This window comes from Arthrobacter sp. MYb221, assembly GCF_002979835.1.
Classification (GTDB): Bacteria; Actinomycetota; Actinomycetes; order Actinomycetales; family Micrococcaceae; genus Glutamicibacter.
The window spans coordinates 33,790-53,829 of sequence record NZ_PCPW01000020.1 but is presented as its reverse complement, the minus strand read 5'-3'; the positions used below and the strand labels follow the sequence as shown (position 1 = coordinate 53,829).

The following is a 20,040-nucleotide window of genomic DNA, read 5'->3' as shown; positions in this document are numbered from 1 at the left end:
TGCATTGGCGCTCATAAATATTCAGCGAGTTTGCGATTGTCCCGTGCGCATCTTGCGGAGCTCCGGTCCTCATCCGTTCGCAGCACCGGCCACCCGCCGTCACATATTTGCGCCCGGCGTGGGTATCGATCGGCTACCTGTGAACTATGCACCGGTTTTTTGAGAGGAGTCGGTGAGTTGCGCGTTTTACACTTCCGCAGGTGCGGAGGCGAGCGTATGGTGAGAGACACACAATCGAATACGGATACTTCGTTGGAGGAAACCCCATGGAAATCCAGTTATACCGCGGTGATATCACCACGTTGAACGTTGATGCCATCGTGAACGCAGCCAATCCCTCATTGTTGGGCGGCGGCGGCGTTGACGGAGCTATTCATGCGGCAGCCGGCCCCGGCCTGCTCGCCGCCTGCCGCGAAGTGCGCACGGCCCGGTACCCCGATGGGATCCCTTCCGGTATTGCCGTAGCGACGAAGGCGGGGAACCTTTCGGCGAAGTGGGTTATTCACACCGCGGCGCCGAACCTGGCACTGATCAAGCCCAACCCGAAAATACTGGCCGATTGCTTCAGCAATTCGCTCTATCTAGCCGCGCGCCATGAGGCGCACTCGATCGCATTCCCGGCTTTGGGCGCGGGTGCGTTCGGCTGGCCGCCAGCGCAGGTCGCACAGATTGGCTTCGAAACGATCAGCGCCTGGATCGAGACGAATAAGCATATTTCGCCGATCCATCGAGTCGTGATGGTGTCACATACCGACGAGGTTCAAGAAGCCTTCGAGCAGGCATTTAACATGTCCTCCGTGGACCAGCTCGCAGCCTAAACGCTCCGATACCCCGGTGTCAGGCACCAAGAACTGCCCGTCATGGCACAGCGCCTGACGGGCAGTTCTTCTCTGGGCCGCGGTCAAGCAGCCGGGTGGGCACTATCGCCCGGGGCTTGCCGGTTGTGCCCCGTTTCCGGATGCTGGTTCATCACGGACGGAGGATCGGCTCCGGATGGAATTCCGGGGCCCTGCGCAGAACCATGTCCGGTGGCATCGAAGGTTTGGAAGTACTGGTTGCGTCTCGGCCTTCGATCCGGATCGAGGTGTTCGGGCAAGATCACGTGCGGCAGCCCGTCGATGCTCACGATCTTGAGGTACCCCAGGTGCACCGCGACATGATGGGCCGGGCATAAGGGGCAGCAATTGGACAGGCTGGTTTGGCCTCCGTGTTCCCAGTACCGGATGTGGTGGTAATCCAGCAGCGCCGGATCCATGGTGCAACCGGGCACGATGCAGCCGCCGTCGCGTGCCCGCGCCGCCCGTTTGATCGATTTGGGAAACAACCTCTGGGATCGTCCGACATCGAGCACCTGCCCCGCCGCATTGAAAACCATGGGGATGATCTCTGCGTCGCACAATAATTTGCGCAGCTCCTCCGGTTCCAGCTCGATCCCGTGGGCGGTGCGGGCGGTACCGCTGGCCAGCTCGCGCAGGTCGCGTAGCGCCAGGTACACGATCAGCTCCGGGGTCACGATTTTTCCCTCGCCGCCTTCACCGCCATGGGGTTGGTTTCGCAAGATGCCCAGCAGGGCATTCAGCCGGCGTCGCGGCACGCTGCACAGCGGATCCAGGTCCGCCTGCGCGGCCAGGTCAGCGGCGGAGGCCGGAAGAGGTTCGATTCCAGCCGGGACCGGCGGTGGGTTGCAGCGCCGCGTCCGGGAAGAAGGTGCTGGCATTGCGGAGTTTTCCTTGCCCTGCGGCGCTCCTTCAGCCTCGCTGCTAAGGTCGGGCGCCGCTTCCTCCGCGGCCGCGGGTTCCGGGATCTGCTCGGGGTCGGGATCTGCAGCCCACCGCGGAGGCGGGCTGCCGCTGCTCCACTGTTGATCCAGTTTTTCTCGCCAGGCCGGCAGCCGCTCCTCGGCCTTTGCGGCGGTTGGCTGCATTTGCGGTGAATCCGTAGGCCGTTTGGGTACCGCCGCGGTCAAGCGGGCCGCCGCCCCGGCGGCCGTACGCTTGTTGTCGGCCTGGGCGATCAGCGATTCGAAGAGCTCGGCGTCGAGCCCCTCCACTCGGATGAGGTACTCGTGCACTCCCTGCTTGACCGGGCGGGGGAAAACCCCGAGTTCCGGGCGGGGCTGCACGGCATGCGTCAGCTTGTATCGGGCCATCAGGGCAGAGATTTTCTTCCGGCTGGTGGCTCGATCGTGTTCCTTCAGCAGCCGGTTGGCGTGCGCCTCGAGGGTTTGGCCGTCCTCTGCCGTGGCGCTGGCGGTGCTGGGCAGCCCATCGAAGGTGGTGTCCTCGGGCTCCATCTTGTCCAGCGCCCTGGCCTGGGCGAGCACCGCGCGCGGATCAAGCTGCTTGTGCTCGGCGAAGGTGCGGGCCAGTTGCGTAAACCGCGGGGCGCAGCCGGTGCCAGCGATGCTGCGCCGGGCATGGATCAGGTGCGCGTCGGCGATGCGGCGACTGGCCTCCTGATAGTCCAGCCCGAGCCACTTGCCCAAAAAATCCGCGGCATCCCGGTAGCAGGTTCGCCCCGGAGCCAGCCGCGCGGCGGCGCTGAAATCGGTGGAGCCGGCACGCAGCGCGTCGAATTCCTCCAGGGCCAGGGCGTGGCTGGCGGTAATTTCCACGGCGCTGACCGCACGCGGCAGCTCGCGGTAGACCTCGCGGTTCAACCGCTCGAGATGCTCGGCGAAGGCGGCCGCCATCCGCGGATCATCGACGGCGGCGGCTTGCTCGGCAAGGACCCCGAACAGCGTGCGGCACGCGTCTTGCGCGGCGATGAGCTGTTCGATACTCAGCGCCGGCGCGGTAACGATCTGGCCGGCCAGCTCGCTGAGCGTCAGGGGCAGTTGTTCGGGGTCCATGCACCGATGATGCCCCGGGGCGGGCGCGGGTTAAACGGCACCGCCACCGGGTGTGGATAACATCCGGTGGCGGGTCGATCGTGCGTGGAGATCGTGCGCGGGCGAGCCGGTTAGCGTGGTTCGGCCAGCTGCAGGAAACGCCCGGCGACCTCCGCTGCTCCATCGGCGGCCCGGGTGATGATCATGATGGTGTCGTCCCCGGCGATGCAGCCGAGGATGGAGGGCATCTGCGAGTGGTCGATGGCCAACGCGAGCAGGTTCGCGGCGCCCGGCGGGGTGCGCAATACGACGATGTTGCCCGAGGCTTCGGCGGTGACCAGCTGCTCCTGGCAGATCTTGGCCAGCCGCGCGTCGAGCACCTCCTGGGTGATGGCGGTTTTCGGGGAACGGTCCCCGCCCTCCTGGCGCACGGCGTAGATCAGCTGGCCGAGGTGGTCGCGGATGCGTACCGCCCCGATCTCCACCAGATCCCGGGACAGCGTGGCCTGGGTGACCTCCAGCCCGTCGTCCTTCAGCAGCCCGAGCAGCTCGGCCTGGCTCTTGACCGAATTGTTCCCCAGGAATGCGCGGATCCGCGCCTGGCGTGCGGTCTTGGTGCTTGGCTGGGCTCCCATTTAAAACTCGACCCGCTCGTCCGCGGCCAGCTCGGAGGCGACCATCAGCCAGGTCATGATGGCCTTCTGCGCGTGGACCCGGTTTTCGGCCTCGTCGAAGACCACCGCCTGCGGGCCGTCGATCACCTCGGCGGAAATCTCGTAGCCGCGGTAGGCCGGCAGGCAGTGCAGCACGATGGCATCGGGCTTCGCCAGCTTCATGGCTTCGGTGGTCACCGAGTAGTCGGTGAACAGCTTCTGGCGCGTCGCCTTCTCGGCTTCCTGCCCCATGGAGACCCAGGTGTCGGTGACCACCACGTCCGCGTCGGCCAGCGCGGCGGCCGCGTCGGTGGTGATCATGATCGACGCGCCGGTCTGCTCGGCGCGGATTTCCGCGGCGGCGATGATCTCGGCGGACGGCAGGTAGCCTTCCGGGCCGGCGATGCGCACGTGCATGCCGGCGGTGACCCCGGCCAGCAGGTAGGAGTTGGCCATATTGTTCGCCGCGTCGCCCAGGTAGACCATGCTCAGACCCTGGGTCTTGCCCTTGTGCTCGCGCACGGTGAGCAGGTCGGCGAGCAGCTGGCAGGGGTGGTAGTCATCGGAGAGCGCGTTGATCACCGGCACCCGGGAGTTCGCCGCCATTTCCTCCAAGCCGGACTGCGCGTAGGTGCGCCAGACGATGGTGGAGACCATGCGCTGAAGCACCTTGGCCGAGTCCGCGATGGATTCCTTGTGGCCCAGCTGCGATTCGCCGGAGTTGATGATCAGCGGGGAGCCGCCGAGCTCGGCGATGCCCGCGTGGAAGGACACCCGGGTACGGGTGGAAGTCTTGTCGAAAAACACCGCGACGGTTTGCGGGCCGGCGTAGGGCCGGTAGCCGTATTTGTCGGCCTTCATCTTAGCGGCGAGGTCCAGGACCTTGGACTGCTCGGCGGGGCTCAGGTCGAGGTCGGTCAAGAAGTGGCGTGTAGCGCTCATGAATCGGTTCCTTTTGCTTCCGGTGGTGCCGGGAAAATGTGTGGGCTAGGCGGCGGTGGCCGCGGTCAGCAGCGCCGGCAGGGCGGCGAGGAAGGTGCCCAGCTGCTCGCGGGTGATGATCAGCGGCGGGGCCAGGCGGATGGTGGACTCGTCCGTGGCGTTCACGATGAACCCCGCATCCAGCGCGGCGCCAACCAGCTTCGGCGCCGAACCATCCATCAGCTCGAAGGCGGTGAGCAGGCCGCGGCCGCGGACCTCCCCCACCCCGTCGATGCCGGCCAGTTCGGCGCGCAGCCAGTTCCCGGTTTCGCGCACATGGCCCAGCAGCTTCTGATTTTCGATGGTGTGGATGACCGCGAGCCCGGCGGCGCAGGCCACCGGGTTGCCGCCGAAGGTGGTGCCGTGGTCCCCCGGGGTCAGCCAGGCGGTGTTCTGCTGCCCGAAGACGATCATCGCCCCGATCGGGAAGCCGCCGCCCAGGCCCTTGGCCAGGGTCATCACATCGGGGATCACGCCGGTGGAGGCGAAGAACTCGCCGGTGCGCCCCATGCCGGTCTGCACCTCGTCGAAGACCAGCAGGGCCCCGGCCGCGCTGGTGATCTCGCGGGCCGCGCGCAGGTACTCGGCGCCCAGCTCGCGCACCCCGGCCTCGCCCTGGATGGGCTCGATGAATACCGCGGCCACGGTTTCGTCCACCGCGGCGCGCAGCGCGGCCTCGTCTCCGGCCGGAATCCAGCTGACGTTGCCCGGCAGCGGCGCGAAGGGAGCGCGGTACTTCTCCTTGTAGGTCAGCGACAGGGCGCCGAGGGTGCGGCCGTGGAAGGCGTGCTCCAGGGCGATCACCTTGGTGCGCGGGACCGCCGCGGTGCCGGTGTTCCGGCGGGTGAGCTTCAGCGCCGCCTCGTTCGCCTCGGTGCCGGAGTTCGCGAAGAACACCTTCGAGCCTTCCGGGGCGGCCGAGATTTCGAGCAGCTTCTCGGCCAGCGCGATCTGCGTCGGGGAGCTGAAGAAGTTCGACACGTGGCCCAAGGTGGCCAGCTGGCTGGTGATCACGGAAGTCAGCAGCGGGTTCGCGTGGCCCAGGGTGTTCACCGCGATGCCGCCGAGCAGATCCAGGTACTGGTTGCCGTCGGCGTCCCAGACATGGCAGCCGGCCCCGCGCACGAGCACCCGCGACGGGGCGCCGAACACGCCGAGCAGCGACTTGGCGTAGCGGGCGGAGAGATCCGCGCCGTGCAGCGCGGAGAGTTCGTTGGCCTCGTTCAGCGCGCCGGTGGCGCGCAGTTCCTGACTCACTTGGATTCCTTAATCTGGGGTACCACCTGGGTGCCGACCCCGGCGGTGGTGAAAATTTCGAGCAGCATCGAGTGCGCCTCGCGGCCGTCGACGATATGCGCCTGGGGCACTCCGGCGTCCACCGCCTTCAGGCAGGCACCCATCTTCGGGATCATGCCCGATTCCAGCGTGGGCAGCATGCTGCGCAGCTCCTCGTTGGTGATCGAGCTGATCAGCGAGGACTTGTCCGGCCAGGCGGCGTAGAGCCCCTCCACGTCGGTGAGGATCACCAGCTTGGCCGCGCCCAGCGCGGTGGCCAGCGCCGCGGCGGCGGTGTCCGCGTTGACATTGAGGATCGCGCCGGTGGGATCGGCGTGCTCGTCGAACTCCGGGGCGACGGTGGAGATGACCGGGATCATTCCGGCCTTGACCAGCGAATCCACCTGGTCGGTGCGCACCCGGGTGACCTCGCCGACCAGCCCGAGGTCAACCTCGACGCCGTCCACGGTGGTGCCGGTGCGCACCGCCTGCAAGGTGGCCCCGTCCTCCCCGGACATGCCCACCGAGTAGGGTCCATGCGAGTTGATCAGGCCCACCAGATCGCGCTGCACCTGGCCGGTGAGCACCATGCGCACCACATCCATCGCCTCCGGGGTGGTCACCCGCAGCCCGCCGCGGAATTCGGATTTGATGCCCAGGGTGTCGAGCATCTTGTTGATCTGCGGTCCGCCGCCGTGCACCACCACCGGGTTGATCCCGGCGTGGCGCAGGAACACGATGTCCTCGGCGAAGGCGCGGCGCAAGGACTCGTTGACCATCGCGTTGCCGCCGTATTTGATGACCATCGTGGTCCCGGCGAAGCGCTGGATCCAGGGCAGCGCCTCGATGAGCGCTTCGGCCTTGGTGCGGGCGGCGCCGAGGTTGGTATGTGCTGTGTGCGGCATGGTGGGTTTGCTCCTGCGAAGGCGGCCTAGCTGGAGTAGGCGGAGTTTTCGTGGACGTAGTCGTGGGTCAGGTCGTTGGTGAGGATCGTCGCCTCGATCGCCCCGGCGTTCAGGTCGATGTCGATGGTGACGAAGCGGTCTTCCAGCGAGATCAGATTGCGGTCCTCGCCGACGCCGCCGTTTTTGCAGACCATCACGCCGTTGATCGCCACGTTCAGCTCATCGGGTTCGAAGGCCGCGGCCGTGGTGCCGACCTCGGAGAGCACCCGGCCCCAGTTCGGGTCCTTGCCGAAGATCGCGGTCTTGACCAGGTTCGAACGGGACACCGCGCGGGAGACCTCCAAAGCGTCGGCCTCGGTGGCCGCGTTGTAGGTGCGCACCGCGATGGTGTGTTGTGCACCTTCGGCGTCGTCGATCAGCTTCGCGGCCAGCTCCTGGCACAGATCTGCCAGGGCGGCGGTGAATTCTTCCAGGTCCGGGGCGATGCCCGAGGCGCCGGAGGACATCAGCAGCACGGTGTCGTTGGTGGACATGCAGCCATCGGAGTCCGCCCGGTCAAAGCTCACCGCGGTGGCCGCGCGCAGGGCCTGGTCCAGCGCCTGGGGCTCGAGCACCGCATCGGTGGTGAGCACCACGAGCATGGTGGCCAGCGCCGGGGCGAGCATTCCCGCACCCTTGGCCATGCCGCCGATGCTATATCCGCTCACGCTGCGCGAGGCGATTTTCGGGACGGTGTCGGTGGTCATGATGCCGGCGGCGGCCGCATCGGCGGCTCCCTGGCCGTCGGCGAGCGCTCCGGCCGCCTGTTTCACCCCGGGCAGCAGCTTATCCATGGGCAGTTGCATGCCGATCAGCCCGGTGGAGGCCACCGCCACGTCGCCCGAAGAGAGGTTCAGCAGTTCGGCCACGTATTCGGCGGTGCGGTGCGTGTTGCCGAATCCCTCGGCACCGGTGCAGGCGTTGGCGCCGCCGGAGTTCAGCACGATCGCATCCACCCGGGCGTCCTTGATGATCTCCTTGGACCAGTGCACCGGGGCGGCGGCCACGCGGTTCGCGGTGAATACCGCGGCGGCGGTGAAGTCCGGGCCCAGGTTCTGCACCAGCACGACGTCGTTCTTGCCGGTGGATTTCAGGCCCGCGGGGACCCCGGAGGCCAGGAAGCCGGCCGGTGCGGTGACGCCGGCCAGTTCGGCCGGCGGAAAGGTGGGGGTGTGGGACAGGCTCACGGTGCGACTCCTTGCATCATCAATCCGGTGGTTTCGGGCAGGCCGAGGGCGATATTCATCGATTGCACCGCGGCGCCCGCGGTGCCCTTGGTGAGGTTATCCAGCGCGAGGGTGACGATCACTCGTCCGGCGTGCTCGTCGAGCGCCAGCTGCAGTTGCACGTGGTTGCTCGCCTGCACCGCGCCGGTGGTCGGCCACTGGCCCTCGGGCAGCAGGTGCACAAATGGCTCGTTGGCGTAGGCCGATTCCCAGGCTGCGCGCAGCGCCCCGGCGGTGACCCCGGGCTTGATCCGCGCGGTGGCGGTGGTCAGGATGCCGCGCGGCATCGGCGCGAGGGTCGGGGTGAAGGATACGGTGACTTCCTCCCCGGCGAGCTTGGACAGGCCCTGCTCCATCTCGGGGATGTGGCGGTGGATGCCGCCGACGCCATAGGTGCTCATCGAGCCCATGGTTTCGCTGCCCAGCAAATGGGTTTTGGCGCTCTTTCCGGCTCCGGAGGTGCCCGAGGCGGAGACGATGACCACGTCCTTGGCCTCCAACAGGCCCGCGCCGTAGCCCGGGGCGAGGGCCAATTGGCCGCCGGTCGGGTAGCAGCCGGGGACGGCCACGCGCTTGGTGCCGATCAGTTGTTCGCGTTGGCCGGGCAGTTCGGGCAGCCCGTAGGGCCAGGATCCGGCATGCGGCGAACCGTAGAATTTCTCCCAGGCGGCGGCGGATTCCAGTCGGTGGTCTGCCCCGGCGTCGATGACCAGGGTGGATTCGGGCAGGGCCGCGGCGACCGCGGCGCTCGCGCCATGCGGAAGGGCGAGGAAGACCACGTCGTGCCCGGCCAGGTTTTCCACGGTGGTCTCCACGAGCACGCGCTCGGCCAGGGAGTGCAGATGCGGGGCGACGCCGCCCAAGCGCAGCCCGGCCTGGGAGTGCGCGGTGATCGCACCGATCTCTACCTGTGGGTGGTTGGCCAAAATTCGAAGGACCTCGCCGCCGGCGTATCCGCTGGCGCCGGAGACAGCAACTGAAATCGTCATGACCTCACTCTACAACTGGTTATGCATCAAACCTAATAAATATGCATAAATAGTTCGTCATTTACGCAACCCGGGGGCTGCCACCCACCCGGCTCACACCCTTCAGTCCTAGACTGGTTACCAGGAGCCGTCAGCAATATGGCATAGGGACAAAGATTGGAAGCGCATCGCATGAATCAGCAGAGCATACTCGTCTCCCACGCAGGTGGGCCCGAAGTTTTGGAGCTCGGCGAAACCCCAATCCCTGCCCCGGGCGCAGGGCAGGTGCTCGTCAAAATCGAGGCCGCCGGCGTGAACTTCATCGAAACCTATCAGCGCTCGGGAGTCTACGCCGTGGACTATCCGTTCACCCCGGGCAGCGAATTCTCCGGCACCGTCACCCAGGTCGGCGAGAACGTGCGCCATTTGAAGGTCGGCGACCGGGTCGCCACCTCCAGCGGCACCAAGGGCTACGCCCAGTACGCCGTGGTCGGCGAGGCCGAGCTGGGCAAGGTGCCCGACAAGGTCGACCTGCGATTGGCCGCGGCGCTCCCCCTGCAGGGCATGACCTCGCACTATCTGACGCATTCGAGCTATCTGGTGCATTCGGGCGATGTCATCCTCAGCTACGCCGGCGCCGGCGGAGTGGGACTGCTGCTCACGCAGATCTTGAAGATGAAGGGCGCCACCGTCATCACCACCGCTTCCACCCAGGAGAAGAAGGACCTGGCCCGCGCCGCCGGAGCCGACTACGTGGTGGATTATGACCAGGTCGAAGCCACCGTGGACAAGGTCACCGGCGGAGTGGGCGTGCACGCGGTCTACGACGGCATCGGCAAGGACACGTTCGAAACCTCGCTGAAGGTACTCAAGCGCCGCGGCACGCTGGTGCTCTTCGGCGGGGCCAGCGGCCAGGTTCCGCCCTTCGACCTGCAGCGGCTGAATGCGGCCGGGTCGCTGACCGTGACCCGGCCGAAGCTCTCGGACTTCCTGGCCACGGACGAGGAACGCGCATGGCGCTTCGGCGACGTCTTAGGCTGGGCCGCCAGCGGGGACTTGGATGTCCGCGTCGGGCAGAAATTCGCGCTGGCCGACGCGAGCAAGGCGCATAGTGCGTTGGAATCGCGCAAAACCACCGGCAAGGTGCTACTCGTTCCCTAACTCCCAGCCCCAGTTAGCTAATGCCTGCCACTGCACCTCAGCGGCGGGCATTAGTCGATTAATGAACTAGCGCTTTGAGCCAATAGCCACTGGCCCATGCCGCTGGCCGATTCCATCTTCTGGAACCACGGCAGCACTCCGGTTTCGAAATACGAGCCACGGTGAAGCACCCTCTTCGCCAAGATTCCGCAGACCATGCAGCCGGCGGAAAACCACCGATCTTCCGAGGGCCCGCAGCGAGCCGGGCCAGCCCAGATCCCCGGGAACCCAGAATCTAGAATCGCGAGGATCCCCCGGCGCCGGAGAAGCTGCCGCCACCGGAATAGCCGTGGGAGACGCCCGAGGAGCTGGCGGCCTCCCGGGAGGTGTCCACCGCGTTGACCCCGGTGGCGTACCCGGCGTTGTAGGAGTTCACCCGCCAGAACATCGAAGCCGGGTAGATCACATCGAGAATGGATCCCGAACGGCTCGCACCGGTGCTGTCGTAGCGGGAGTGGCGCAGCGCTTCGTGCATCTCCTGCTTCTCTTCGGCGCTCGACGCATAGACCTCGACCTGCGCGCTAGCGTAGGCATCGAGTCGTTCGGTGAGCTGGCTGCGCAGTTCGGACAACTTATCAAGGGCGGTATCCACATCGAGCTTTTCGGCCTTCAGCTCGTTGCCCAGATCTGCCACGGCGCGTTTTGCGGTGGCGGAGTAGGAATCCAATGCGGCGGCTTGTGCCTGCAGTTCTTCCGGCGCATCTTCGATCAGCGCGGGCAGCTCGGTCAGATCTTCGAGCAAGGGTGCGGTTTGGCGGCGCCAGGCATCTTCCCACGCGGCACCGCGGGTGTAGAGGGCCGCGGCGTCGTTGATCGCATCGTCGGTGAGGTCCAGGGCCTGGGCGTTGGCGTGGAATTCCTTGGCGCGAGCCACCCCGGGGCTGCTTGAACGCAGCTTCTTGCTCGCCTGCGCCAGCTCTTGCTGCGTGGTGAAGCAAGCGCGGTAGGTGGCGGCAAAGTCGGCGAAGCGGCGTTCGAGTTCCGCGGCGTGGTGCGAGTCGCCAGGCAAGGTGCGCGCGGATAGTTCGGTGGCGTCCAAATCCATGGTCACATTGGTCAGGTGCGCGCTGCCCGATTCCAGCTGCTCGGCGAAGCTCTTTCGCCGCCCCGAACGCACCGCGAGCGCTATGCCGGTACCTCCGATGGCGCCCAGGCTCCCCAGCCCCACGGTCCAGCCGAGCGCCGGATGCCGATACCAGGGGCGGTTGATGATGTTCGCGCCGCGCGCGGCGACGGCGACAACTCCGTCGGTCCAGCGGGCCTGGTTAAAATCCTCGGAGCCCGCCTCATGGATCGAGCGTATCTGGGAGTCGGACACCTTGCGGTCCTCGCCGAAGTAGGTCCCGATCTGGCCATCTCCAGGGCCCTCCACGGACAGCGTGATGATGAAGTAGCCGTTGGCCCAGTAGTCGCCGTAGTCCTCGGGGTCCGCCGAGATCCATTCGGGGTGCGCGCTGCGGGCGTGGCCTAGCGTCTGGCTGTTGATGTCATCCGCATACTGGCCCTCGCGCGAATACACGGCGACCTTGGTGGGCTCGTTGAAGTCGATCTCGCCCACCGCGTCGCGCAGCTTCTGCTCGTTGAGCACGTTGGCGGTGTCATCGATGGTGATCGAATCCAGGTTTATTCCCTCTGCCTGCGCCGCGGGCGGCACGGCGAGGAACAGCAGCGTGGCGGCGGCCGCCGCGGCCAGTGCACGGCGTGGAGAATTGAGCTGGCGCATGGAGAATTCCTCTCAGGCAGATGATGCGAATTATTCCGAACGTTAGGCCAATAGCTCCATCCTAACGGCTGGAACGGGGTAGCTTCGCAGCCCGCGGGGCGCCGCGGCACGCTGCCAGGAGGAGCAGTGATGTGATTCCAACGACCAATTGACCCTTCAACTTCCCGGTAGGCGGTCCGAGGGTATTTAATGGGTTCTGGACGCCGCAACGTCCGATCCCCTCCAGGATCCGTACCCCCTTTTCCGAGAGTTCACTCCCCCTGAGCGCTCGAACCACTTGTGCATGACACTTTAGTGAAGGGACGGATCCGCAAAGTATGGACTCCGTAAATAGTTCAAAGACCGAGGAGCCTGGGCTCCACTCGCCCCAGTTCCCTTCCGGTGCGCTAGCTCCTGCCGAGCGCACCCTCATCGACATTCTGCAGGCCACCGCCACGGCGCATCCCGACGCGCCGGCCATTGACGACGGCGAACGCAGCGAAAGCTACGCGGAGCTGATCGAGGAGGTTAAGGCCAAGGCCCGCGCCCTGCATGAACACGGGCTTGGCGCCGGCGACCGAATCGGCGTGCGCGTCCCCTCGGGAACCCGCCAGCTTTATGAATGGATCCTCGCGATCCTCTGGGTCGGTGCCGCCTATGTACCGGTTGACGCGGACGATCCGGGCGAGCGGGCGAAGGTGGTCTTCACCGAGGCCGAGGTCGCCGGCATCGTGAAGGGCCTGGAGGAGATCGTGGTTTCCGCCGATCGCCCCACCCCCTTCCCGAACCCGCGCGCGCCGCAGCTGGACGACGACGCGTGGATCATCTTCACCTCCGGCTCCACCGGCAAGCCCAAGGGCGTGGCGGTCTCCCACCGTTCGGCCGCCGCCTTTGTGGATGCCGAAGCACTCATGTTCCTGCCCGAAGACCCGCTGAACACCTCGGACCGCGTGCTGGCCGGACTGTCGGTGGCCTTCGATGCGTCCTGCGAGGAGATGTGGATCGCCTGGCGCAACGGCTCCTGCCTGGTTCCCGCCCCGCGGGCGCTGGTGCGCAGCGGCATGGATCTGGGCCCCTGGCTGATCTCCCGCTCCATTACCGCGGTCTCCACGGTGCCCACGCTCGCCGCCCTCTGGCCGTCGCAGGCGCTGGAGTCCGTGCGCCTGCTGATCTTCGGCGGCGAGGCCTGCCCGCCGGAGCTTGCCGGACGCCTGGCCACCGCGGGCCGCGAGGTGTGGAACACCTATGGCCCGACCGAGGCCACTGTGGTGGCCTGCGGCGCCACCATGGACGGCAGCCTCCCGGTGCGCATCGGCCTGCCGCTGGCCGGCTGGGACCTGGCGGTAGTCGACGGAGAGGGAATTCCCGTCGCCGAAGGCGAAACCGGTGAGCTGATCATCGGCGGGGTGGGCCTGGCCCGCTATCTGGACCCGGAAAAGGACGCCGAGAAGTACGCGCCCATGCCCACCCTGGGCTGGGACCGCGCCTACCGCTCGGGCGACGTGGTGGTCAATGACCGGCTGGGGCTGATCTTCATCGGCCGCGTAGACGACCAGGTGAAGATCGGCGGCCGGCGCATCGAACTCGGTGAAATCGACGCGGCGCTGAGCTCGCTCGACGGCGTGTCCAGCGCCGCGGTGGCGGTGCGCGAAACCGGTACCGGAAACAAGCTGCTTGTCGGCTATCTGGCCGCCGACGCGGGCTATGACCTGGATGCCGCGCGCACCGAACTGCTCAAGGATCTGCCCGCGGCGATGGTGCCGCTGCTCACCGTGGTGGACAGCATGCCGATGAAAACCAGCGGCAAGGTGGACCGCAACGCGCTGCCGTGGCCGCTGGCCGGGGCCGAATCCGAGCAGTCCGGCGAGGAGCTGGCCGGGCTCGATGAGACCGGCGACTTCGTGGCCCGGGCCTGGAAGGGCGCGCTGGGCATCGCGGCCTCCAGCGCCGACTCCGACTTCTTCGGCTCCGGCGGCGGCTCGCTCTCCGCGGCCCAACTGGTCTCCGCTTTGCGCGCCCGCTACCCGGACCTGACGGTCGCCGAGCTCTACGACTACCCGCGCTTTGGCGCGCTGGTGGAATACCTCGGCGGACAGCAGGTCAACGACGAGGTCATCGAGCCTCGCATCGTCAAGCGCACCAAGCGCATCACGCAGATCGCCCAGACTCTGCTCGCGGTGCCGCTGTTCATCCTTTCCGGCCTGCGTTGGTTCACCTACCTGATGCTCGGTCACTGGTTCCTGCTCAGCGTGGGAATCCTCGAAGCGCAGCTGCCGATTCCGTGGTATTCGATTCTCGCTTCCTGGCTGATCTTCGTGACCCCGGCCGGGCGCATGGGGCTCTCGATCCTGGCCAGCAAGCTCTTGCTGCGCGGGCTGAAACCGGGAACCTACCAGCGTTCGGGCTCGATGCACCTGCGCTTGTGGCTGGCGCAGCACATTGCCGACGTGGTCGATCCGATTTCCCTGGCCAGCGCGCCGCTGCTGCCTTGGTACGCGCGCATGCTGGGCGCAAATATCGACAGAACCGCCACCATGCACACGCTTCCTCCGGTGACCGGAATGCTCACCGTCGGACCGGGGGCCACCTTGGAACCCGAGGTCGACGTCTCCGGCTACTGGATCGACGGCGACAAGGTGCACGTGGGCCATGTGAGCGTCGGCGACTTCGCCTCCGTCGGCGCCCGCTCCACCTTGGTTCCCGGAGCCGTGGTTGGACCACACACCATCGTGGAAGCCGGATCCGCCATCTACGGCGAAACCCGCGAGAACTCGCGTTATGCCGGATCCCCGGCCGCTCGCGAGGGACGCGCCAAACCACGCTGGCCCGAAGAAATTCTGTCATACCGGGTCCTTCCGCGCGCGCTGGGCGCGGTCGGCTCGATATTGCTGAACCTCTTGCAGTGGTTGCCGGTGGTTTTGGCCGTGTTGGCGGTCACTCCGATGCTGCGTGCCGAGGAATCGCTGACCTCGATCGGCTGGAAAATCATCCCGGCGGTGCTGCTTGCCGCGCTGGTATGGTTCCTGTCCATGATGGCGCTGATCGTCATCGAGGTGCGGTTGCTGTCCATCGGCCTGGTCGAAGGCTGGCATCCGGTGACCTCCCGGGTCGGCTGGCAGGCGTGGGCGACCGAACGCGTGCTGGATACCGCCCGCGATGTGCTCTTCCCGCTCTACGCTTCATTGTTCACCCCGGTGTGGCTGCGGCTGCTCGGCGCCAAGGTCGGCCGTGACGTGGAAATCTCCACGGTGTTGCTGATCCCGAAGATGACCACCATCGCCTCGGGCGCTTTTTTGGCCGATGACACCATGGTCGCCTCCTACGAATTGGGCGGCGGCTGGATGCATATCGCCCCGGTGCGCGTGGGCAAAAAAGCGTTCCTCGGCAACTCCGGCATCCTGCATGCCGGTCGCCGAGTGCCTAAGCGCTCGCTGATTGCGGTGCTTTCGGCGACCCCCCGCAAGATGAAGGCCGGAACTTCCTGGATCGGCTCTCCCCCGCATAAGCTGCGGCGCACCACGGTGGATGCCGAATCCGAGCGTACCTACCAGCCGCCGATGAAGCTCAAGATCATGCGTGCGGCCTGGGAGCTGTCGCGTTGCCTGGCGGTCTTCACCACGGTAGGCATCGCCGCCGGAGTGCTCTGGGCGCTGTCCGCGCTGGTGACCCACGTGAACCCGCTGTCCGCCGCGCTGCTCTCCGGCGCGGTACTGGTCTTGGCCGGAGCTCTCGCCGCAGCCAGCGCGTTGGCTGCCAAATGGCTGGTGGTCGGGGTGATCCGCCCGGGCGAGCACACGCTGTGGAGCTCGTTCATCTGGCGCACCGAGATGGTCGACTCCTTTGTGGAGCTGGTCTGCGCCCAGTGGTTTGCGCGGTTGGCCTCCGGCACGCCGGCCCTGGTCTGGTTCCTGCGTGCGCAGGGCGCAAAGATCGGGCACGGGGTGTGGTGTGAAAGCTACTGGTTCCCCGAGGCAGACCTGGTCACCTTGGAAGATCACGCGACGGTGAACCGCGGCAGCGTATTGCAGACCCACCTCTTCCACGACCGCATCATGTCCATTGACACGGTCACCCTCGGGTCCGGGGCTACGCTCGGCCCGCACAGCGTCATCCTGCCGGCTGCGAAGATCTCCGATGGCACCGCCACCGGACCGGCTTCGCTGGTGCTGCGCGGCGAGGTGCTGCCAGCAAATACCTACTGGCGCGGCAATCCGGCGGTACGCTGGAACATCACACCCGACGAATCACAGACAGCATAGGACCGCGCCGGATGCCCCAGAAGATCTTGGATGAATACACCAAGCACCACGGTTCGGCCGCGTACACCGTGGACCGCTACGACCTGGAACTGACTTGCAAGCTCGCCAGCAACCTGCTCGAAGGCAAGGCGGTACTGCACCTGCGCGCGCTCCAGGACCTGGACACCGTGCAATTGAACCTGCACGGGCTGCGCGTACTGAAGGCCACCTGCCAAGGCAAAAAGGCCCAGGTCTCCAAGCGCAACCACCGCATCGAGGTGCAGCTGCCGAGCCGCTTGGCCGCCGGCGAGCGCACCGAGCTGACCCTGCGCTATGCAGGCAACCCCGGGGTGCAAAACGGCATCTGGGGCGAGGTCGGCTGGGAAGAGCTGACCGATGGGGTGCTCGTTTCCGGTCAACCGACCGGCGCGGCGACCTGGTTCCCCTGCAACGACCACCCGAGCCACAAATCCACCTACCGCTTCTCCATCGCCACCGACGCCGGCTACCGGGCGGTGGCCAACGGCGAACTGATCAACCATTCACGCGCCGCCAGCCGCGACACCTGGGTCTACGAGCAGCGCGAACCGATGGCCAGCTACCTGGCTACCTTGCAGATCGGCCGCTATTCGGAGATCCCCTTCGACGAGGATCGGCATCTGGTGGCCTATGCGGTGCCCGGCATGGATCTGAAGGTCCGCGAGGCCTTCGGCAAACAGACCGAAATGGCAGAGGTCTTCGAACGGCACTTCGGCCCGTACCCCTTCGAGAGCTACAAGATCGTGGTGGTCAACGACGAGCTGGAGATCCCGCTCGAGGCCCAGGGGCTGAGCATTTTCGGGCTGAACCACCTGTCCATGGACTGGGAGGCGCAGCGCCTGATCGCCCACGAATTCTCCCACCAGTGGTGGGGCAACTCGCTGACCTTGAAGCGTTGGAAGGACATCTGGCTGCACGAGGGCTTCGCCTGCTTCAGCGAGTGGCTGCATTCCGAAGCCGCCGGGGTCATGCCCATGGCCGAACGCGCCCGGCTGGCCTGGGAACTGCTCGACGGGCAGGACCAGGATTTGGCCATCGGGGATCCGGGGGCCAAGGACATGTTCGATGACCGCGTGTACAAGCGTGGCGCGATGGCGCTGTTCGCGCTGCTCGGAGGGCTTGGCACCGAAACCTTCTACACGATGCTCAAGGAGTGGGTGGCCGCCCGAAGCCACGGGCACGTAGACACCGAGGCGTTCATCGCGCACGCCCAGGGTTTCGCCCCCGACGCACTGGATGTCGCCGCCCTGCTGCGGCCGTGGCTGTACGACCAGAAGCTGCCGGTTTTCCCACGCTAGCACGCCGCATAGAGCACCACCTACGAACCGTCGAGTCTGCTCGGCGGTTCGTTTCTTTAAGCGCAGTTGCGCACTGCTCCATGGTCCTGCCCGTTTGCATCGTCGGATTCTGAATGCCAAAAACTTCGCTACTCGGTATTGCTAACTACCAGTAGTCTGCGATACTATCTACTGGTAGTCATTATCACTAGATAGCGCTTGGAGGGCCTCTATGGCAAAGCAGATGACCGAAATGCTCAAGGGCACCCTGGAGGGGATCGTCCTGGCGATCTTAGATGAATCTCCAGCCTACGGATACGAAATCACCGCACGGCTGCGCGGCAAAGGGCTCAGCGACATCGTCGAAGGAACCGTCTACGCCCTGCTGATCCGCTTGGAGAAACGCGGTCAGGTCGACGTGGAAAAGGTGCCCTCGGAAAAAGGGCCACCGCGCAAGGTCTATACCTTGAACGCGATGGGCCGCGATTACCTCGAAGAGTTCTGGAAGAGCTGGTTCTTCCTCTCCGAGCGCATCGAAGCATTGCACAAAAATTACACCAACCACCCAGAGGGAAAATCCTCATGAGCACCAAATGGTACGAAATCCTCACCGGCCAGCTGCAGCAGAAAAAGCAGTACAAGGAAGCCAAGGCCCGCTTGGACGCGCTGCCCGAGCCCTACCGCGCCACGGCTACGGCGTTGAATCGCTACTTCATGTATTTCGGCGGCATCACCGATGGGGACACCCTGGTGCAGATGTTCATCGACCACGCTGACCTGTGGGAGCGAGCCTCCATCGACCGGCTGCCGCTCCGTGAAGTTGTTGGCGAGGACCCAGTGGAATTCGCTGAAAACTTCACCCTGTCCTACGGAGGAAAACAATGGATCGACAAGGAACGCGCCCGGCTGATCAAGGCAGTTCAGGACGCGAAACGAAGCGAAGAATCATGAACACCGAGAGTGCACCCACCGCAATCAGCGTCCGCGGGCTGAAAAAGTCGTATAAGGACCTCCAGGTGCTCCGCGGGGTTGACCTGGAGGTAAGCCCCGGAGAGATCCTGGCGCTGCTCGGCTCGAATGGCGCCGGGAAAACCACACTCGTGCGGATACTTTCCACGCTGCTGGCCGCAGATGCAGGCAGTGCGCTCGTCGCCGGTTTTGATACCGCCACCCAGGCGCACCGGGTCCGCGAAACGATCAGCCTGACCGGTCAATTCACCGCCATCGATCCGGTGCTCAGCGGCCGCGAAAATCTAGTCTTGATGGCGCAGCTGCGTCACCTGAAAAACGCGAGTCAGCATGCCGAGGAGTTGCTGGAACGATTTGCGCTTAGCGACGCTGGCGACCGGAAGGCCGCGACCTATTCCGGAGGAATGAGCCGCCGGCTAGACATTGCGATGAGCCTGATCGGGAATCCTCGCATCATTTTCTTGGACGAGCCAACCACCGGCTTGGATCCGCAGGCACGCTTGGAGGTCTGGGATACCGTACGCCGGCTCGCCGCGGACGGCACCACCGTGCTGCTGACCACGCAGTACCTCGACGAGGCCGAACAGCTGGCGGATCGTATCGCGATCTTGCACCGGGGAACCATCATTCAAAACGGGACCCTCGACCAACTCAAGGACTTGCTGCCGCCAGCCCACGTAGAATATGTGAAGAAGCAGCCCTCCTTGGAGGACGTGTTCCTCGCCTTGGTCGGCGCCCCCGATCAGGAGCAGCCATGAGCACCCACGCGCTACACGACACCGGCGTACTCACCGGACGCTCGCTGCGTCATATCCTGCGCAGTCCCGACACGATCATCACCACCGCGATCACCCCGATCGCCATGATGCTGTTGTTCGTTTATGTGCTCGGAGGTGCAATCAATACCGGCACCGATGGCTCCTACATCAACTACCTATTACCCGGGATCCTGCTGATCACCATTGCCTCGGGCATTGCGTATACCGCCTACCGGCTGTTCCTGGACTTGCAAGGGGGCATCTTTGAACGCTTCCAGTCCATGCCGATCTCCCGATCCAGCGTGTTGTGGGCGCATGTATTCACCTCGCTGCTCGCAAACCTGGTATCGATCGCCATCGTCATCGGGGTGGGACTGCTGATGGGCTTCCGCGCCCAAGCCTCGATCGGGGGCTGGTTGGCGATAGTCGGGATTCTGGTGCTCTTCGTCTTGGCGTTGACTTGGCTCGCGGTCATCGCCGGGCTGAGCGCGAAGACCGTAGATGGGGCCAGCGCATTCAGCTACCCGTTGATCTTCGCCCCATTCATCAGTTCCGCTTTTGTGCCTACCGCCTCGATGCCCTCTCCGGTGGCCTGGTTCGCCGAACACCAGCCGGTGACCTCCATCGTTGACACGCTTCGGGCCTTATTTTCCGGACAGCCGGTTGGACAAGAAATATGGGTGGCGCTGGCCTGGCTGCTGGGAATCCTAGTGATCGCGTACTCGCTGGCGAATCTGATCTATCGCCGTAAAATCAGCTAGCCGCGAGATGACTGCAGCCGAGCCGAGGCATGCGCATACCCTTACCCGACTCGGCTCGGCGGATCGCCCACAATGATTGAGCGGATTCGCTGCGCATAGCAGGCCACCGCTGCACCAATGAAATTTCAACCGGATCGTTAACCGGCGAACGCCGACCGTTCCCCGCATTCCCCTTCGACGCCACGAGGCGAAGCCCGCGCCCTGCGAGTTCAATTTTCG

The 20,040-nt window shown here is 65.5% G+C and carries 16 protein-coding genes; 8 read left to right on the top strand and 8 right to left on the bottom strand.

Translation table 11 applies throughout. The annotated features are described in order from the left end of the window. Window positions 1–266 precede the first annotated feature (266 nt). Entirely contained in the window at window positions 267–818 is a 552-nt protein-coding gene (locus CQ015_RS17735; RefSeq protein WP_105554645.1) for a macro domain-containing protein, read from the top strand. An 83-nt stretch (window positions 819–901) separates the two neighbouring features. Here CQ015_RS17735 and CQ015_RS17730 read toward each other — a convergent pair whose 3' ends face one another. The 7 genes from CQ015_RS17730 to argC all read right to left on the bottom strand — a co-directional run bounded on the left by CQ015_RS17730 (window position 902) and on the right by argC (window position 8,898). Then, window positions 902–2,851, bottom strand: coding sequence for an HNH endonuclease signature motif containing protein (locus CQ015_RS17730; RefSeq protein WP_105650766.1), 1,950 nt, complete (start codon window positions 2,849–2,851; stop codon window positions 902–904). 110 nt (window positions 2,852–2,961) lie between these two features. Further along, a complete protein-coding gene (locus CQ015_RS17725) occupies window positions 2,962–3,465 on the bottom strand; it encodes an arginine repressor (protein ID WP_105554647.1) in 504 nt (167 codons plus the stop codon). Next, window positions 3,466–4,425 (bottom strand): ornithine carbamoyltransferase, encoded by a 960-nt coding sequence (gene argF / locus CQ015_RS17720; RefSeq protein ID WP_105650765.1) that lies wholly within the window; start codon window positions 4,423–4,425, stop codon window positions 3,466–3,468. 45 nt (window positions 4,426–4,470) lie between these two features. Further along, a complete protein-coding gene (locus tag CQ015_RS17715; RefSeq protein ID WP_374955701.1) occupies window positions 4,471–5,721 on the bottom strand; it encodes an acetylornithine transaminase in 1,251 nt (416 codons plus the stop codon). Next, the gene (gene argB / locus CQ015_RS17710) at window positions 5,718–6,644 is read right to left on the bottom strand and encodes an acetylglutamate kinase (protein ID WP_096288006.1); all 927 of its coding nucleotides are present in this window, start codon (window positions 6,642–6,644) and stop codon (window positions 5,718–5,720) included. Before argB ends, CQ015_RS17715 begins: the two co-directional genes overlap by 4 nt. A gap of 26 nt (window positions 6,645–6,670) precedes the next feature. Continuing rightward, window positions 6,671–7,870, bottom strand: a complete 1,200-nt coding sequence (argJ, locus tag CQ015_RS17705) for a bifunctional glutamate N-acetyltransferase/amino-acid acetyltransferase ArgJ (RefSeq protein WP_105554650.1) — start codon at window positions 7,868–7,870, stop codon at window positions 6,671–6,673. Further along, window positions 7,867–8,898 carry an N-acetyl-gamma-glutamyl-phosphate reductase gene (argC, locus tag CQ015_RS17700; RefSeq protein ID WP_105554651.1) on the bottom strand — a complete coding sequence of 344 codons (1,032 nt, stop codon included), beginning with the start codon at window positions 8,896–8,898 and terminating at the stop codon, window positions 7,867–7,869. The genes argJ and argC overlap by 4 nt, the downstream gene beginning before the upstream one ends. Window positions 8,899–9,069: 171 nt before the next feature. Between argC and CQ015_RS17695 the strand changes: the two genes are divergently transcribed. Beyond that, the gene (locus CQ015_RS17695) at window positions 9,070–10,038 is read left to right on the top strand and encodes a quinone oxidoreductase (protein ID WP_105650764.1); all 969 of its coding nucleotides are present in this window, start codon (window positions 9,070–9,072) and stop codon (window positions 10,036–10,038) included. Window positions 10,039–10,312: 274 nt separating this feature from the next. Here the strand turns inward: CQ015_RS17695 and CQ015_RS17690 are convergent, their stop codons facing one another. Continuing rightward, a complete protein-coding gene (locus tag CQ015_RS17690; protein ID WP_105650763.1) occupies window positions 10,313–11,800 on the bottom strand; it encodes a DUF5129 domain-containing protein in 1,488 nt (495 codons plus the stop codon). Between the two features lie 317 nt (window positions 11,801–12,117). Here CQ015_RS17690 and CQ015_RS17685 point away from each other — a divergent pair, with 317 nt between their 5' ends. The 6 genes from CQ015_RS17685 (at window position 12,118) to CQ015_RS17660 (ending at window position 19,821) form a co-directional block, all read left to right on the top strand. Then, a complete protein-coding gene (locus CQ015_RS17685) occupies window positions 12,118–16,038 on the top strand; it encodes a Pls/PosA family non-ribosomal peptide synthetase (RefSeq protein ID WP_105650762.1) in 3,921 nt (1,306 codons plus the stop codon). A gap of 11 nt (window positions 16,039–16,049) precedes the next feature. Continuing rightward, window positions 16,050–17,354 carry a M1 family metallopeptidase gene (locus CQ015_RS17680; protein WP_105650761.1) on the top strand — a complete coding sequence of 435 codons (1,305 nt, stop codon included), beginning with the start codon at window positions 16,050–16,052 and terminating at the stop codon, window positions 17,352–17,354. Between the two features lie 211 nt (window positions 17,355–17,565). Beyond that, the gene (locus CQ015_RS17675; RefSeq protein WP_105554656.1) at window positions 17,566–17,919 is read left to right on the top strand and encodes a PadR family transcriptional regulator; all 354 of its coding nucleotides are present in this window, start codon (window positions 17,566–17,568) and stop codon (window positions 17,917–17,919) included. Beyond that, the gene (locus CQ015_RS17670) at window positions 17,916–18,284 is read left to right on the top strand and encodes a DUF1048 domain-containing protein (RefSeq protein ID WP_105650760.1); all 369 of its coding nucleotides are present in this window, start codon (window positions 17,916–17,918) and stop codon (window positions 18,282–18,284) included. The genes CQ015_RS17675 and CQ015_RS17670 overlap by 4 nt, the downstream gene beginning before the upstream one ends. Continuing rightward, window positions 18,281–19,060: an ABC transporter ATP-binding protein gene (locus tag CQ015_RS17665; RefSeq protein ID WP_105650759.1), complete on the top strand. Its 780-nt coding sequence runs from the start codon at window positions 18,281–18,283 to the stop codon at window positions 19,058–19,060. Before CQ015_RS17670 ends, CQ015_RS17665 begins: the two co-directional genes overlap by 4 nt. Continuing rightward, entirely contained in the window at window positions 19,057–19,821 is a 765-nt protein-coding gene (locus CQ015_RS17660; protein ID WP_105650758.1) for an ABC transporter permease, read from the top strand. The genes CQ015_RS17665 and CQ015_RS17660 overlap by 4 nt, the downstream gene beginning before the upstream one ends. Window positions 19,822–20,040: the final 219 nt, after the last annotated feature.